Annotated in this window: 15 protein-coding genes and 1 pseudogene; 6 read left to right on the top strand and 10 right to left on the bottom strand. The window is 33.8% G+C overall.

Going from position 1 to position 14,327, the window contains the following annotated elements; all coding sequences use genetic code 11:
* Positions 1-47 precede the first annotated feature (47 nt).
* Together E0F76_RS08615 and meaB are read left to right on the top strand one after the other, a co-directional pair.
* Positions 48-694 (top strand): annotated as a pseudogene (locus E0F76_RS08615) (NAD(P)-dependent oxidoreductase).
* 95 nt (positions 695-789) lie between these two features.
* A complete protein-coding gene (meaB, locus tag E0F76_RS08610) occupies positions 790-1,878 on the top strand; it encodes a methylmalonyl Co-A mutase-associated GTPase MeaB (protein WP_132004296.1) in 1,089 nt (362 codons plus the stop codon).
* A gap of 19 nt (positions 1,879-1,897) precedes the next feature.
* Here meaB and E0F76_RS08605 read toward each other — a convergent pair whose 3' ends face one another.
* The 4 genes from E0F76_RS08605 to E0F76_RS08590 all read right to left on the bottom strand — a co-directional run bounded on the left by E0F76_RS08605 (position 1,898) and on the right by E0F76_RS08590 (position 5,625).
* A complete protein-coding gene (locus tag E0F76_RS08605) occupies positions 1,898-2,653 on the bottom strand; it encodes a hypothetical protein (RefSeq protein ID WP_132004293.1) in 756 nt (251 codons plus the stop codon).
* Positions 2,654-2,907: 254 nt separating this feature from the next.
* On the bottom strand, positions 2,908-3,138 hold the full coding sequence (locus E0F76_RS08600; RefSeq protein WP_132004290.1) for a hypothetical protein: 231 nt from the start codon (positions 3,136-3,138) through the stop codon (positions 2,908-2,910).
* Between the two features lie 122 nt (positions 3,139-3,260).
* Positions 3,261-4,169 (bottom strand): prohibitin family protein, encoded by a 909-nt coding sequence (locus tag E0F76_RS08595; RefSeq protein WP_132004287.1) that lies wholly within the window; start codon positions 4,167-4,169, stop codon positions 3,261-3,263.
* A gap of 73 nt (positions 4,170-4,242) precedes the next feature.
* The gene (locus tag E0F76_RS08590) at positions 4,243-5,625 is read right to left on the bottom strand and encodes an MATE family efflux transporter (RefSeq protein ID WP_132004284.1); all 1,383 of its coding nucleotides are present in this window, start codon (positions 5,623-5,625) and stop codon (positions 4,243-4,245) included.
* A 531-nt stretch (positions 5,626-6,156) separates the two neighbouring features.
* On the opposite strand from E0F76_RS08590, the gene E0F76_RS08585 reads away from it, so the two are divergent.
* Positions 6,157-6,708, top strand: a complete 552-nt coding sequence (locus E0F76_RS08585; protein WP_132004280.1) for a hypothetical protein — start codon at positions 6,157-6,159, stop codon at positions 6,706-6,708.
* 159 nt (positions 6,709-6,867) lie between these two features.
* Here the strand turns inward: E0F76_RS08585 and E0F76_RS08575 are convergent, their stop codons facing one another.
* On the bottom strand, positions 6,868-7,746 hold the full coding sequence (locus E0F76_RS08575; RefSeq protein WP_132004277.1) for a PPK2 family polyphosphate kinase: 879 nt from the start codon (positions 7,744-7,746) through the stop codon (positions 6,868-6,870).
* 238 nt (positions 7,747-7,984) lie between these two features.
* Positions 7,985-9,313, bottom strand: coding sequence for a tRNA (N(6)-L-threonylcarbamoyladenosine(37)-C(2))-methylthiotransferase MtaB (gene mtaB / locus E0F76_RS08570; protein ID WP_132004274.1), 1,329 nt, complete (start codon positions 9,311-9,313; stop codon positions 7,985-7,987).
* Between the two features lie 121 nt (positions 9,314-9,434).
* Between mtaB and E0F76_RS08565 the strand changes: the two genes are divergently transcribed.
* Together E0F76_RS08565 and E0F76_RS08560 are read left to right on the top strand one after the other, a co-directional pair.
* The gene (locus tag E0F76_RS08565) at positions 9,435-9,686 is read left to right on the top strand and encodes an addiction module protein (protein WP_132004271.1); all 252 of its coding nucleotides are present in this window, start codon (positions 9,435-9,437) and stop codon (positions 9,684-9,686) included.
* Positions 9,670-9,960 (top strand): type II toxin-antitoxin system RelE/ParE family toxin, encoded by a 291-nt coding sequence (locus tag E0F76_RS08560; RefSeq protein ID WP_132004268.1) that lies wholly within the window; start codon positions 9,670-9,672, stop codon positions 9,958-9,960. Before E0F76_RS08565 ends, E0F76_RS08560 begins: the two co-directional genes overlap by 17 nt.
* A 49-nt stretch (positions 9,961-10,009) precedes the next feature.
* On the opposite strand, the gene E0F76_RS08555 is transcribed toward E0F76_RS08560, so the two are convergent.
* From E0F76_RS08555 to E0F76_RS08545, 3 genes are all read right to left on the bottom strand, one after another.
* Positions 10,010-10,531 (bottom strand): DUF4252 domain-containing protein, encoded by a 522-nt coding sequence (locus tag E0F76_RS08555; RefSeq protein WP_132004755.1) that lies wholly within the window; start codon positions 10,529-10,531, stop codon positions 10,010-10,012.
* 68 nt (positions 10,532-10,599) lie between these two features.
* Positions 10,600-11,052: a hypothetical protein gene (locus E0F76_RS08550; protein ID WP_132004265.1), complete on the bottom strand. Its 453-nt coding sequence runs from the start codon at positions 11,050-11,052 to the stop codon at positions 10,600-10,602.
* Positions 11,039-11,548 carry an RNA polymerase sigma factor gene (locus E0F76_RS08545; protein ID WP_132004262.1) on the bottom strand — a complete coding sequence of 170 codons (510 nt, stop codon included), beginning with the start codon at positions 11,546-11,548 and terminating at the stop codon, positions 11,039-11,041. Before E0F76_RS08545 ends, E0F76_RS08550 begins: the two co-directional genes overlap by 14 nt.
* 118 nt (positions 11,549-11,666) lie before the next feature.
* Between E0F76_RS08545 and E0F76_RS08540 the strand changes: the two genes are divergently transcribed.
* The gene (locus E0F76_RS08540; protein WP_132004259.1) at positions 11,667-13,118 is read left to right on the top strand and encodes a S41 family peptidase; all 1,452 of its coding nucleotides are present in this window, start codon (positions 11,667-11,669) and stop codon (positions 13,116-13,118) included.
* Positions 13,119-13,252: 134 nt separating this feature from the next.
* Here E0F76_RS08540 and E0F76_RS08535 read toward each other — a convergent pair whose 3' ends face one another.
* Complete coding sequence (locus tag E0F76_RS08535; protein ID WP_132004256.1) at positions 13,253-14,323, bottom strand: YncE family protein; 1,071 nt, start codon at positions 14,321-14,323, stop codon at positions 13,253-13,255.
* Positions 14,324-14,327: the final 4 nt, after the last annotated feature.

Genomic DNA, 14,327 nt, shown 5'->3' with positions numbered 1-14,327 from the left:
TTATATTAAACTGTAACATTTTTTAGTACTCTTAAATACATACTATTCTGAAAATCGCAATTATTGGAGCCACAGGATTTATAGGTTCAACCATTCTGAACTAATTAGCAGGATGCAATCACGAAATAACTGCCATGGCCAGAAATCCGAAAACGAAGGAAACATCCAATATTAAATGGCAAAAAGCAGATGTTAGCAATATCGAAGCACTGGCAAAAATCATTTCTGGAAATGATGCCGTGATAAGTGCGTACAACGCTGGATGGACGAATCCAAACCTTTACGAAGATTCTATCAAGGGTTCCAAAACCATTCAAGAAGCAGCGAAGCAATCCGGGGTAAAACGATTTATTTTATTGGCGGAGCAGGAAGTTTGTTTGTCGCCCCCAATGTACAAGCGGCGGACACTCCTGATTTTCCAAAAGAATACCATTCCGTTGCATCTGCAGCACGAGATTACTTGAACTTCATCAATGAAGAAAAAGCATTGGATTGGGCTTTCTTTAGTCCTGCTTTCGAAATGCATCAAGGGATTACAACTGGGAGAACTGGAAAATACCGTCTTGGATTAGAAAACCCTGTTTTTGAGGAAAATCAAAGAAGCATTTTATCTGTAGAAGATTTGACCGTTGTCATCGCTGATGATATAGAAACACCCAAACACCATCAAGTTCGTTTTACGGTGGCTTATTAAAAAACAATTAAATTATTTGAAAAACAGTTTCATCAAGCCGTTGCTTTTTGAAACTGTTTTTGTTTTCACTACTTTTACTATTCAAATAAAACATTTTGAACCCAAAGAAGCAACATACAAAAAGCCTACATGAAATAGCTGGAATTTCTCTACCAGAAATTATCAATTCCAAAAGTGCGAACCAAGTCCAAAAGTGGCGAAAAAAACAAACTTCTTCAAAAGAATTGATTGACGGGATTTTGACTGGTGACATCGCAGTTTTGAGTCGGGCCATTACTTTAATTGAAAGCACCAATGTGAGCCATTTGGCGCAAGCCAATGAAGTAATTACGGCTTGCTTGCTGCACGCTAATAAATCAGTTCGAATTGGAGTTACAGGTGTTCCTGGAGTTGGGAAAAGCACTTTTATTGAAGCTTTTGGAAAACACCTAACCGCTTGCGGGAAAAAAGTGGCGGTACTTGCTGTTGATCCAAGTAGTACTATTTCGCATGGAAGTATTCTGGGTGACAAAACTAGAATGGAGGAATTAGTAAAAGATGCAAATGCGTACATTCGTCCTTCAGCTTCTGGGGAGACTTTAGGCGGGGTTGCCCGAAAAACTAGAGAAACCATTATCCTTTGTGAAGCTGCTGGATTCGACACCATTATTATAGAAACAGTTGGTGTAGGCCAAAGTGAAACTGCTGTTCATAGTATGGTCGATTTCTTTCTTTTGTTAAAAATTGCGGGAGCCGGAGATGAACTCCAAGGCATCAAACGGGGCATCATGGAAATGGCCGATGCTATTGTTATTAATAAAGCCGATGGTGATAATATCAAAAAAGCAAATTTGGCCAAAGTAGCATTCAACCGAGCCTTGCATTTATTTCCTGCAAAAAAATCAGATTGGACACCAACAACAGCAACTTGTAGTTCGATAACAGGCGAAGGAATTCCAGAAGTTTGGCAAACAATCGAAAAGTTTCTGGAACTCACCAATGAAAATAATTCTTTTGTTGAAAAACGGGCTGAACAAAACAACTATTGGTTATTAGAAACCATCAATGACCAACTGAGAAGCCATTTTTATAATCATCCTGAAATCGAAAATCTTTTGGCATCAACTCAGAAAGCGGTGCAAAAAAATGAAATATCCCCTTTTGCAGCCGCTCAAAAATTATTGAAAAAGTATTTTAAAGATTAATTTCTACTTACAAATGAAGTTAACGAATGTTTCCTACTGAATTTTTGGCTGTATCGTGTTTCGTTTTCAAAACACCATTTTCGACAGAAAAGCCAATACGAACTTGAGTTTTTAAGGTGTCTTTTAATCCAGAGGTAGAATTTTCTACAATTACAAAAGCTAATTCATATTCGCCATCTTGCAATTCTAATTTAGCATCATTTTCATCATCCTGTATCTTAAAAACCTGTTTTTCTGTCCTTGCATACGAGGCTGCAGCCGCTCCACCTCCAGCACCAGCTAAGCTGCCAACGCTAGAAACTGCCGCCGAAATAACAGCTCCTCCCGGTAAAGCTCCCCCTAATAATGATGCACCTGATGCCAATGCACCACCAGCAGCGTGTAAGCCATGATTTACTTTCTCTCCAAAAGCATGACTCTCACTTGGAGACAGTGTTTTGATGCTTAACCGAGATGTATTAACGTCATACCCTTCATTAGAAGGAAATAAAACCACACAACCACCATTTATAAGTGTAACATTTATTTTACCAGCACTTACTTTTTCGCCAAAAGTTGCGCCTTGAGTCTGTTTAGCTACAGTAACATTCATCGAAATTCTATTTGGCATAGTACTATTGATGTTATTGATGCTTTTATGAGAGGATTCTGTTTCCGTTTTACTCCCTCCTTTTACGGTTCCATCCCAGCCTTTTCTTTCTGCTGTAAGCGCTTGTGCTTGTACTAATGTAAAACTACAGCTAGTTAGAATTACAATCCCTATTGATTTTTTCATATTTTTCATTTTGATAAAATTATTGGTTTATGGTACTATATAAAGTTATGATGTTTTTTGTTACCCTTCATTCTTTTTTATTGAATAAAAGTTACTTTTCACCATATTAAAATTACACTATAAATCATTTGAAAGTATAGTTATTTTGAAAAAAAATAAAAAAACAATACGCATAAAAAAAGCGGCTGCAAAAGGTAGAAATTTCACCTTTTGCAGCCGCTTACAATTTATTAGAAAAGTAATAAAAGAGAAACTTACTCTTTCTCATAACGTTCCATTTCTCTATCGTAAAAGGCATTTGCTTGTTCTATCAAACCTTCCATTTCTACATTCAATTCGCCTTCATCAAGATCTTCGGCTTCTTCCATAAACTCCACCTCATCATCTTTAAGATTGATAATAAACCGTGGATAATCAAGATGAATGATGAAAATATCTTCCGGAAAATCCGTGTTGTCACCTAGTAAAAATTTTGGTAATTCCATTTTTGTTTGTTTAATTGATTATTTGTTTAATTGGTTAACTGGTTATTTGGTTAACTGAGTTAGTATCATCTTTTAGATTAAACTTTTATTAACCTTTCCTTAACCGATTAACAGAAAAAAAACTATTTATCGGAAAGAATCACTGGCGCACTCCCTTTTCCCATAAAGATAACTTTAGCATTGGCAGAAGTAGCGATTTCCTTTTGAGCTTTAATTTGTTCGTATTGCAATTGTTTATCTGTTAAACCAGTTGAAATAATTTTTTGATAATCCGCGATACCTTGGGCTTCCACTCTTTTTCGTTCTGCTTCTTGTTTTTCTTTTTGAAGTACGAAAGTCATTTTTTGGGCATCCTGTTCGGCATTAATTTTACTTTCGATAGATGCTTTTACTGACGTAGGCAGATTAATATTTCTAATCAATAATTGCTCTAAAATCAACCCTCTTGATTTGAAATCTGCTTCAATATTTTTAAAAATTCGATCTTGAAATTCATTTCTTTTGGTTGAATACAAAGCCACGGCATCATAATAAACAGCGTTGTCACGAATACGGGTTCTTGTTACAGGTCGAACAATTTTATCAGTATAATTTAAACCAATTTGTTTGAAAATTGTAGGTGCATCCATAGGGGAAATTTTATACAAAACAGTCAAATCTATAACTACTTCCAATCCGTCATTAGACAAAACTCGAATAGCATCATCTCCTTGTTGTGCACCTTCACTTTTATCAGCAGACATAGTGTAGTTTTGCGTTTGAATATCAAAATCAGTTACTTCCAAAAGTGGATTTATAATATGCAAACCGCTTTCTAAAACATCAGACTGCACACTTCCATATAAAGCTTTAACTCCAACTTTCCCAGCATCTATTTGCTTGAACATCGAAGAAAAAATACCTAATGCAATGATTAAAATTCCAACTATTTTAAAAATATTCGAAAATTTAGCAAGCGGATTTCTAACATCACTTTTTAATGTAAAACTCACAATCAGTAAAATAACCCCAATAATAATTAATAATATCATTTTTTATAATTTAATTTATTTACAGATTAAACGTTTGATTGTATTGGAAGTTTACAATTAAACAGGTCACACACTATTTTTGGACGTTTTCTAATATCAATTTTTTTGTTAATCTCGTGAAGCGAAGGTACAAAAATAAAGCGGAAGCAGTAAGTCCCGCCAAAAGTCCTATCCAAATTCCTACTGCACCTAGTTCTGTTTGACGACCTAAATAAAAAGATACTGGAAAACCAATAAGCCAATACGCCACAAAAGTAATATACATTGGAATTTTCACATCCTGTAAGCCTCGCAAAGCGCCTAAAACGACTACTTGAATTCCATCTGAAATTTGGAAAACCGCTGCTACTAAAAGCAATTGTGCCGTAATCCTAATGATTTCCTGATTGTCCACTGCTTGTGAAGCATCTGTCATATTCAAAAATAAATGAGGTAAGTAATTATGAAAAATCACAAAGAACAACCCAAAAAACGCTTCGAGTATAATGGCTAATAAAAATATCGATCGGGCCACAAGAATTAGTTTTTTATAATCTCGTAAGCCTTTCTGATTACTCACCCGTATCATCGATGTCACACTCAATCCCATAGCAAACATAAAAGTGGTAGAAGCCATTGTCAAAGCTATTTGATTTGCCGCCTGACTGTTTTTTCCCAGTGATCCTGACAACCAAATGGCCGCTGTAAACAAAGTTACCTCAAACAACATTTGCATGGCTGAGGGAAATCCAAGACTTACTATTTTTTTTAATATTGATTTTCGAATTTCTTGAAAACTAAAATCTTGAAAATATTTATTGATTTTTGGGTCCATTTTTAAAATAAAGTGCAGAAAAACCAGCATCATTATTCTGGAAATTACGGTTCCTAATGCCGCTCCTAGAATTCCTAATTTAGGGAAACCCCAAACTCCATAAATCAATACATAATTAAAAAATACATGTACCACATTGGCCAAATAAATCGCATACATCGAAGGTTTAGTTTGCGATAATCCATCAGCAAATTGTTTATAGCCTTGAAAAATTATTACCGGAATCAAGGAAAAGGCAACCCAATCAATATATGGTGTTGCCATTGCAACAACCGCTTCTGGTTGGTCCATTAAATTCATTAAAGGCTTTGCCAAAACAATCGAAAAGAAAACCGCTATTCCTAAAATAACACACAACAACAAGCCGTGATGAAAAGTAGTTCGAATAGTTGCATCGTCTTTTTCAGCATCTGCTTCAGCAATTAAAGGGGTAATCGCAGTCGAAAAACCAATTCCTAAAGACAATCCTATGAATATAAAACTATTACCTAATGAAACCGCAGCTAGTTCTGTAGAACCCAAATTCCCAACCATAAAATTGTCTACAATGCCTATTAAAGTATGTCCCAGCATGCCTAACATTACGGGATAAGCCAATCGCAGATTATAGGAGAACTCTTTTGTGTAAGCAGCTAATTTCAATTTATTTTTTTTGAGTGGGCAAAGGTATGCAATGGCAATGGCAATGGCAATGAAAAAAAAATAGCAATTTCAATGGCAAAGAAAATGAAAGAAAAGAAAGAAAAAGCACTACAATACCGATTTAGGATTCAAGATGGATTTAAAATTTGGTTCGGACGGATAAGTTGTGAACATATTTTTTTTAAAACATTACGTTATTTAAGAGGAATTAAGAAAAATCAAAACTTATTTTTCTCAACTAACTTAATGGTTTAATTTTTTTTATACTAAATTGTTTTAGCTCTTCTACACAAATACTTGTAAAACCAAAAATTTAAATTTGATATTTACATTAAAATATGCCATTTTCATTGTTATTGCCATTGAAATTGCCATTGAAATTGATATTGAATTTTGCCATTGCCTTTAATTATATAACAATCTCAAATAATTCTATAACAAATCAGCAAAGGCTCGGCGATACATTTGTCCAGGATGTTATGATAGTAATTACACATCATAAAAAAATCAAATAACCAAATTTAAACGATTATGAGAACTACAGGAAAAATTAAAATGGTCTTTCTATTTGCAATTGCACTATTATTTGCAAATAATTCAAATGCTCAAGAAGTTCAAAACGCCAAAAACTACGATCAAGGATTCAAAATGGGATTTGGCCTCAATGCTGGATACGCATTTGACGATCCCTACAAATTAGCTCTAGGTGCTGATGCGAGATTACAGTATGACCTTTCAAAAAGATACTCTCTTACCTTGACAACTGGATTCACTAATCTATTTGTAAGTAAAGCTGATGGATCTGATTTGGGATTTATTCCGGCAAAAGCAGGATTCAAAGCGTTTGTTTGGAATGATCAATTTTACCTAATGGGTGAAGCGGGTGCAGCATTTGCAGTAACGAACGGTTACCATGGCACTTCTTTAATCTTAGCACCAAGTATTGGCTATGCTACAAAATACGTCGATATCTCCTTGCGATATGAACATTATAATGACTTTGCACGTGTAAATAATGACGGTTCTCAAGGTAAAGGTGTTGGCCAATTAGGAGTTCGTCTAGCCTACGGATTCGATTTGTAAAAATTAAAAATATATTTAAAATGCGCTGAACTTCAGCGCATTTTTTTTAGCATTTTTTTGTCATTGCAATTGCTATTGAATCTTTCCATTGATATTGTTATTCCCATTGACATTGATATTGCCATTGACATTGCCATTGCCATTGAGTTTTCCGCATCCTCACTCCTTTTCCAATTGTTTTTTATAATCCTCAATATTAGCTTTCACTTTATCGTCTAATTCAGGTTCTTTAATATCGTCGTGTTTTTGCATTTCTTCCCATATAATTTTCGCTACAATATAACGCGCCATCTCTTTATCGTCAGAAGGAATAATATACCAAGGCGCAATTTCTGTCGAGGTATTATTGATTGCTTCCTCATAGTATTTCATATATTCATCCCAATACGCCCGTTCTTTCAGGTCACCAGGCGAAAATTTCCAGTTGTGATCTTCCTCTTTCAATCGTCTTAATAATCGTTTGCGTTGTTCCTCTTTACTCAAATGAAAGTAAAATTTCATCACAATCGTTCCGTTTTGCGAAATGTGACGTTCAAAATTATTAATCTGTTCCATCCTATTTTGCCAAAATTCAGGAGTAATATCTGCCACTTTTTCAATCCCAGGCAAATTTTCATTTAGGATATATTCGGGATGGACTCGGGTAACCAAAACATTTTCGTAATGTGTTCTATTAAAAACAGCAAATTTCCCTTTTTCTGGCAAAGCCAAATAATGCCGCCACAAATAATCGTGTTCTAGTTCATTCGAATTGGGCGTTTTAAAACTATGTACCACCACCCCACGAGAATTAAATTCCTTAAAAACTTCCCGAATCAAACTGTCTTTCCCCGAGGTATCCATGCCTTGCAAACAAATCAAAACCCCGTAGCGGTTGTGCGCATACATCACATCTTGCAATTTGCTCAACTTCACTTGCACCTTGCCTAGCTTCTTCTCCTTATCGTCATCACTCGCCTCATTAAACAAATTGGTTGAAATTTTCGACAATTCAATTTTGCCTGTAACTCTAAAATTATCTGGATTTATAGACTTCATACTGGGTTGGTATTAATTTATATATTATTTTCTAGGAGCAATCTCCTGCTATCCGCTGTATTTTTATGTTCTTAAAGAAAGAACATAAAAGATGCCGCTACTATCAGGGCTATCTGCTAATTTATGAAATTAAATCTAAAAAGAATTTCCTAAAACAGGAACTTACTACTTCTGCAAAAAAAAGGCTTTCAAATAGCAATAATTTGAAAGCCTTCCATGAGTATATTTTGTAATTATTTTAAACTTCCACCTTCAAAAAAGCCATTCGAACACTTCCATCTTCATCAATTTTAGTCAAATTAATATCGTGCAAACTGTTCACTAATTCTGGGTTCCAAGGCGTTTTTACACGAACATAATTTTCGGTAAATCCATGAATATAACCTTCTTTATTTTCACCTTCAAAAAGAACCGTTCTGTTCGTTCCAATCTGGCTTTCATAAAAAGCTCGGCGTTTTTTTACAGACAAACTGCGCAACATTTTACTTCTTTTGGCGCGAACATTAGCCGGAACTACACCTTCCATTCCAGCAGCTTCGGTATTATCACGCTCGGAATACGTGAAAACGTGCAAATAAGAAATATTCATATCATTCAAGAAATGATAGGTTTCCAAGAAATGTTCGTCGGTTTCACCAGGAAAACCAACAATTACATCTACACCAATGCAAGCATCAGGCATTACTTCTCGAATTTTATTCACTCTTTCGGTATATATTTCACGTTGGTAACGGCGTTTCATCAACTTCAGAATTTCATTGCTTCCGGATTGCAAAGGAATATGAAAATGAGGTACAAAAGTGCGACTTTTCGACACAAATTCTATGGTTTCATTTTTCAATAAATTGGGTTCAATAGAGGAAATTCGCAATCTTTCGATGCCTTCCACCGTATCTAAAGCTTGAACCAATTCCAAAAAAGTGTGTTCGTGTTTTTTGTTTCCAAATTCCCCTTTTCCATAATCCCCAATGTTCACACCTGTCAAGACAATTTCCTTGATGTTTTGGGCAGAGATATCTTTGGCATTTTTCAAGACATTTTCGAGCTCATCACTTCTCGAAATTCCTCTTGCCAAAGGAATCGTACAATAGGTACATTTATAATCGCAACCGTCTTGTACTTTCAAGAAAGCACGAGTTCTGTCGCCAATAGAATAACTGCCTACATAAAAATCGGCTTCTGCAATTTCGCAAGAATGCACTTCGCCAAAATCATTTTTGGACAAATCATTAATATAATCGGTGATTTTAAACTTTTCAGTGGCACCAAGAACTAAATCAACTCCATCAACATTGGCTAATTCTTCGGGTTTTAATTGGGCATAACAACCAATGGCAGCAACAAAAGCTTTGTTATTGAGTTTCATTGCTTTTTTTACAACTTGCTTGAATTGTTTGTCGGCATTTTCAGTTACCGAACAAGTGTTGATAACATACATATCGGCCACTTCTTCAAAATCGACGCGGTCAAAACCTTCGTCTTCAAAATTTCGGGCAATGGTAGAAGTTTCCGAAAAATTCAATTTGCAGCCTAGCGTGTAGAACGCTACTTTTTTTCTGTTTTCCATAAAAATAGCTCAATTAATGAAATCGTTGTCAAAAAATTGAGTGTGCAAATTTACATATATTTTACAAGATTTAAAATTGGAATAGCATTATATTTGTAAATAGCTTTTAAAATTAAAAAAGATGCAATCCACTAATTTACAAAAAGATAAACTAGACTTAATTGACAAAATCCTCCACACCGAAGATCAAAGCACTTTGGATTTTTTGAAAAGCATCTTAATTGATGAAAATCAAGAGTTTCAATTAAGTGACGAACAGAAAACGATTTTAGAAAAAGCCACAGAAAAATACTATTCAGGAGAAGAGCCTTCATTCACTTGGGAACAAGTAAAAATCAATGCTAGAAAAAGCCATAATGAAAAGAAATCTTAAATTTACTTTTCGAGCTAATGTTGATGCAATTGTTGCCTACGAATTTTATGAATCTAGGCGCAAAAATCTTGGAGAACGATTTCTAGACGAATTAAAAAATTACTACAAGTCAATCGTTTTGAATTACACAACCTATAAAGTTGTTCATAAAATATACAGACAAGCAGTAGTTAAAAAATTTCCATTTGTTATTTTAAATAGTGTTGACGAGAAATACATCATTAGTACTGCCATTTTCAATACCAGCAAAAACCCTGATGAAAAGTTTAAATAAATATGGATTGAAGTTTTGTGAAATTAGAATAGCTACAAAAAGAAACTATTTACTTTCTTCCTTTTGTTGCCTTCTTTAGATCAGCTGCACCAGGGATTTTCATTTTGTCAGTTAGAATTGAAATTTCATTTAAATCAAAATCACCCGTAAGCGACATTAATACCGTTTCATTTTGTTTCGTTCCATCTTCAATGAACATCAAAAGTTCTTTTACCTGACTATTATTTGTTCCCGATTTCACCATTATCCTTACATATTTCCCATTATCATTAACTCGCATCAATTCTTCTAAACCGGCACTTTTTATGTATTTTTCTGCAGACAGCTTCATATCTGCAGAAAACTTGTCACTTGAAGTTGTAAAAACCTTTAGATTATCGAGTTTTCGTATCAAATTTAAATATTGTTGCGTTTCTTTATCATTAGCATCTACTTTTACGCTTCCCATCATTTGAAACATTTTCTTGTTGACAATTATAGACGTAACTCCGTCTTGGCCATCAAATTTATCAAAAGCAGACTGGGCAAAAAATACATTTGAAACTAAAGCCAAAATTATTGTCAATATCATTTTTTCACTCACTCGTATCTGATTCTTAATTTTAGTATTGTACATCGTTGATTTCATGTTCTTAGTGATTAGTCTTGTTTAAAAATTAAGTTTTTTGAATACTCGTATTCGTTTATAAATAGCATGCTTTCATAACCTGTATTTATTTGGGTTGACAACATTAATAATGCTTTTTGCGTAGCTTTGAAAGCCACTTCAGGCTTATCGAAAGTTCCTAAATCTTGATTTTGGTTTTTAGTGTCAAAATTAAAATATCCGTAAGTTCCTATCCCTAACAAAATGAGAATCGAAGCTGCAATAGACTGCCATTTCAAGTTTCGGCTATTGGATTGAATTTGAATTTCTGGTTTAAATATTTTCGTTTCTTCATTCGAGAAATAAACAAATAGCGATTGATACTGTTCTAGCTCTGGCGAAATCTCCGATGATGAAAAATAATCCTTCAATTCTATTTCTTCTGCAATACTGGTATCGCCCAGAAAGTATTTATCTAATAGTAGTTTTATTTTATTTAATTCCATAATTGTTTGTCTTTATCATAAACTCCCTAACTGTTTTTCTTGCTCTGGAAAGCGCTACTCGAATAGCGGTTTCATTCATATTCAAAACTTTTGCTATTTCTTCAAATTCGTATTGTTCTACATCTCGCAACTGGATAATTATCCTTTGTTGTTCTGGCAATTTATTTATTATTTTTTCGACCCATTTTAAACTGTCAAAATTTTCCATTTTCTTATCCAAACTTGCATTGCTATCCTCATAATTCGTATGTGTAATTTTAAGATTTCCCGCTCTTTTTGATTTCAATTGATCCAAGCAATAATTTTTTGTTATTGTCATGGCAAAAGCTTCTAAATTTCTATAATCATCCAAAACATTTTTATTGTTCCACAATTTCACAATAACTTCTTGAGTGGCATCTTCAGCTTCATCAGTACTTAAGAGCAATCTTCTTGCCAATCTAAATACTTTGTCTTTAAAAGGCGTGATTAATTTCACAAACTCATTTTGACCCATATACGTTTTTTGTAAAAAGGTTACATTATAAAGACGAATCTCATTTATTTTTGTTACAAAGTATATAAAATAAAACTAAAGTGGCTATTTTTACGTTTATATTTTTAAAACCATAAAGATGTTCCCAAAAATAAAATACATTATTATTTTTTTTATAGCTGCATTAAGTTTTCAAAGTTGCCAAGACAATGACGATGTAGCAGCTCCAACTAACCTAGAAGTTCAAAATTTTATTTGGAAAGGACTAAATCTATATTATCTGTGGCAGGCAGATGTCCCTAATTTATCGGATACTAGATTTGCAAACCAAGCAGCTTTAAATACTTTTCTATCAGGTTATCCTGTCCCAGAAAATTTATTCAACGCCCTTAGAGTGAATAGTACTATAGACAGATTTAGTTGGATTGTAAGTGATTATTTAACTTTAGAAGGACAACTTCAAGGAAACACCAATAATAATGGAGTAGAGTTTGAATTAAATCTTAAATCCTCTGGTTCTGAAGAAGTAATTGGTTGGGTACGTTATGTAGTTCCAAACTCTGATGCATCAACTAAAGACATTCATCGCGGCGATGTTTTTTATGGTGTAAATGGAATCCAACTCACCAAAAGCAATTACAAAGAATTGTTATTTGGCTCTAATGACAATTACACATTAAGTCTAGCGGATATTAACGGAGGAGCTTTTACCCCAAATGGAAAATCAGTTGCATTAACAAAAAGGGTTTTATCTGAAAATCCAATATTAATAAACAAAGTTATTGTTTCTGGATCTCATAAAATTGGGTATTTGATGTATAACGGTTTTTATTCCGATTATGATACCCAATTAAACGATGCTTTTGGTGCATTAAAAACACAAGTAATAACGGATTTAGTTTTAGATTTAAGATATAACGGTGGTGGTTCAGTACAAACTGCAACTCGATTGGCCAGTATGATTACAGGTTCTTTTACAGGGCAAATTTTTGCAAAAGAAAAATGGAATGACAAAATACAATCCTATTTCGAAACTAACAATCCCGAGTCATTAAATAATTACTTTACTGATAAAATGGGAACAAATACAATAAATAGTGTTGGAATGAATAAAATTTACATTCTAACTTCAAAAAATACAGCATCGGCAAGTGAATTAGTGATAAACGGATTAAAACCTTACATAAGTGTTGTTCAAATAGGAGGCAAAACTGTTGGGAAAAATGTAGGTTCGGTTACTATATATGACTCTCCTACTTTTGGAAAAGACAACCGAAACCCCAATCATCGTTATGCCATGCAACCAATTGTTCTGAAAATTGTCAATTCAGTTGGCTTTGGAGATTATCAAAGTGGCTTAGAACCAACTTATTTACAAACCGAATTTATAAACTCTTTAGGCGTTCTTGGAAATTCAGACGAACCATTGTTAAGTTTGGCCATTGCCAAAATTACAGGAACGGGAAAATTAGCTAAACCTATTCCAGGAATTGAATTCGACTATTGGAATGATTCAAAATCAATAAATGGCATCCAAAACCAAATGTATCTTGAAAATGCTCCTGAAGGATTATTGAAATCTTTAGAATAGCAATCAAATAGGTTTAACACAAAAAAGCGAGGTTTTCAAATGATGAAAGCCTCGCTTTTTTATCTTAAATTCTACTTGTATTTTCCTAGCTTTGATTTAAAAAATGTGTGCTTAAATAAATTAATCAATGTAATCTAGTTAAAATAAAATCCAGCTGGAATCACTCCTACAGTGTAATCATGCTCTAATTGTCCAGATGATGAATAAACATATATTTTTCCATTAGAATTATAATCCCCTGCGTCACCAACATAAAATTTATTATTATTCACTGCAAAACTATACACACCATAAACTCCTTGTGCAGTAGTTGTAAACAATGGAGTTGTAGGCAATACCGTTGCTGATAAACTGGATTTAAAAATAGAAGAACCTACTGTATAAAAAACAGCATCATCATTAATTACCAAATTAGATGGGTGTGTCGCTGTTGCAAAATTAATAGTATTAGAAACAACATTATCAGCTACATTTATTTTCACAAGACTTCCTGCTGTTTGAACAGGAGCATAACTTGGTTTTCCTCCACAAATAACATACAATGAACCACTATTAATTGTTAAAGAATTAGGAACATCTCCAACATTTATAGTAGTAGACAACGTATTTGTTATAGCGTTTATTACAGAAATTGTTTTTCCGTAACCATATCCACCTTGATGCGCAACATATAATTTATTATTAGTTTCAACTATTTTTTCTGGTCCTTCGGCAACAGGAATAGTACTTGAAACAGCGTAGGTAGAAAGATTTAAAACGGCAACATAATCATCCGTTGCACTTCCTCCGTCGCCCCAGTTGGTCACAAAGCCTTTTCCATTAGAAAAAGCAATATATCTTGGATTTTTCAATCCTGTAGAAACAGTAGCAACATGCTCCATAGTATAGCGATTAACTACTTCTATTTTATTAGACCCATTTAATACTATGAATGCAAAATTTTGATACAAACCTACGTCTTGACCTGTGTCTCCAAGTGTAATTGTTGGATTTACGAGCGAAAAAATATTGTTTTGTTGTGTTAAAACATCTTCCGACAAATATGAAACCGAAGCGTTTCCTTTCAAAAAACCTCCTTGGTTCAAAATCAAAGTTCCATTGTCATAACTACCTAAAGGCATATCGTTATTGTCATTATTATCACTACAAGAGAATAAAAACACCGAACTTACAAAAGCGACTAAAACTAATTTACTGAATTTCATTGTA

The sequence above is a fragment of the Flavobacterium cellulosilyticum genome, from assembly GCF_004349355.1.
Lineage (GTDB): Bacteria > Bacteroidota > Bacteroidia > Flavobacteriales > Flavobacteriaceae > Flavobacterium > Flavobacterium cellulosilyticum.
This window is presented reverse-complemented; position numbering and strand designations above follow the sequence as displayed.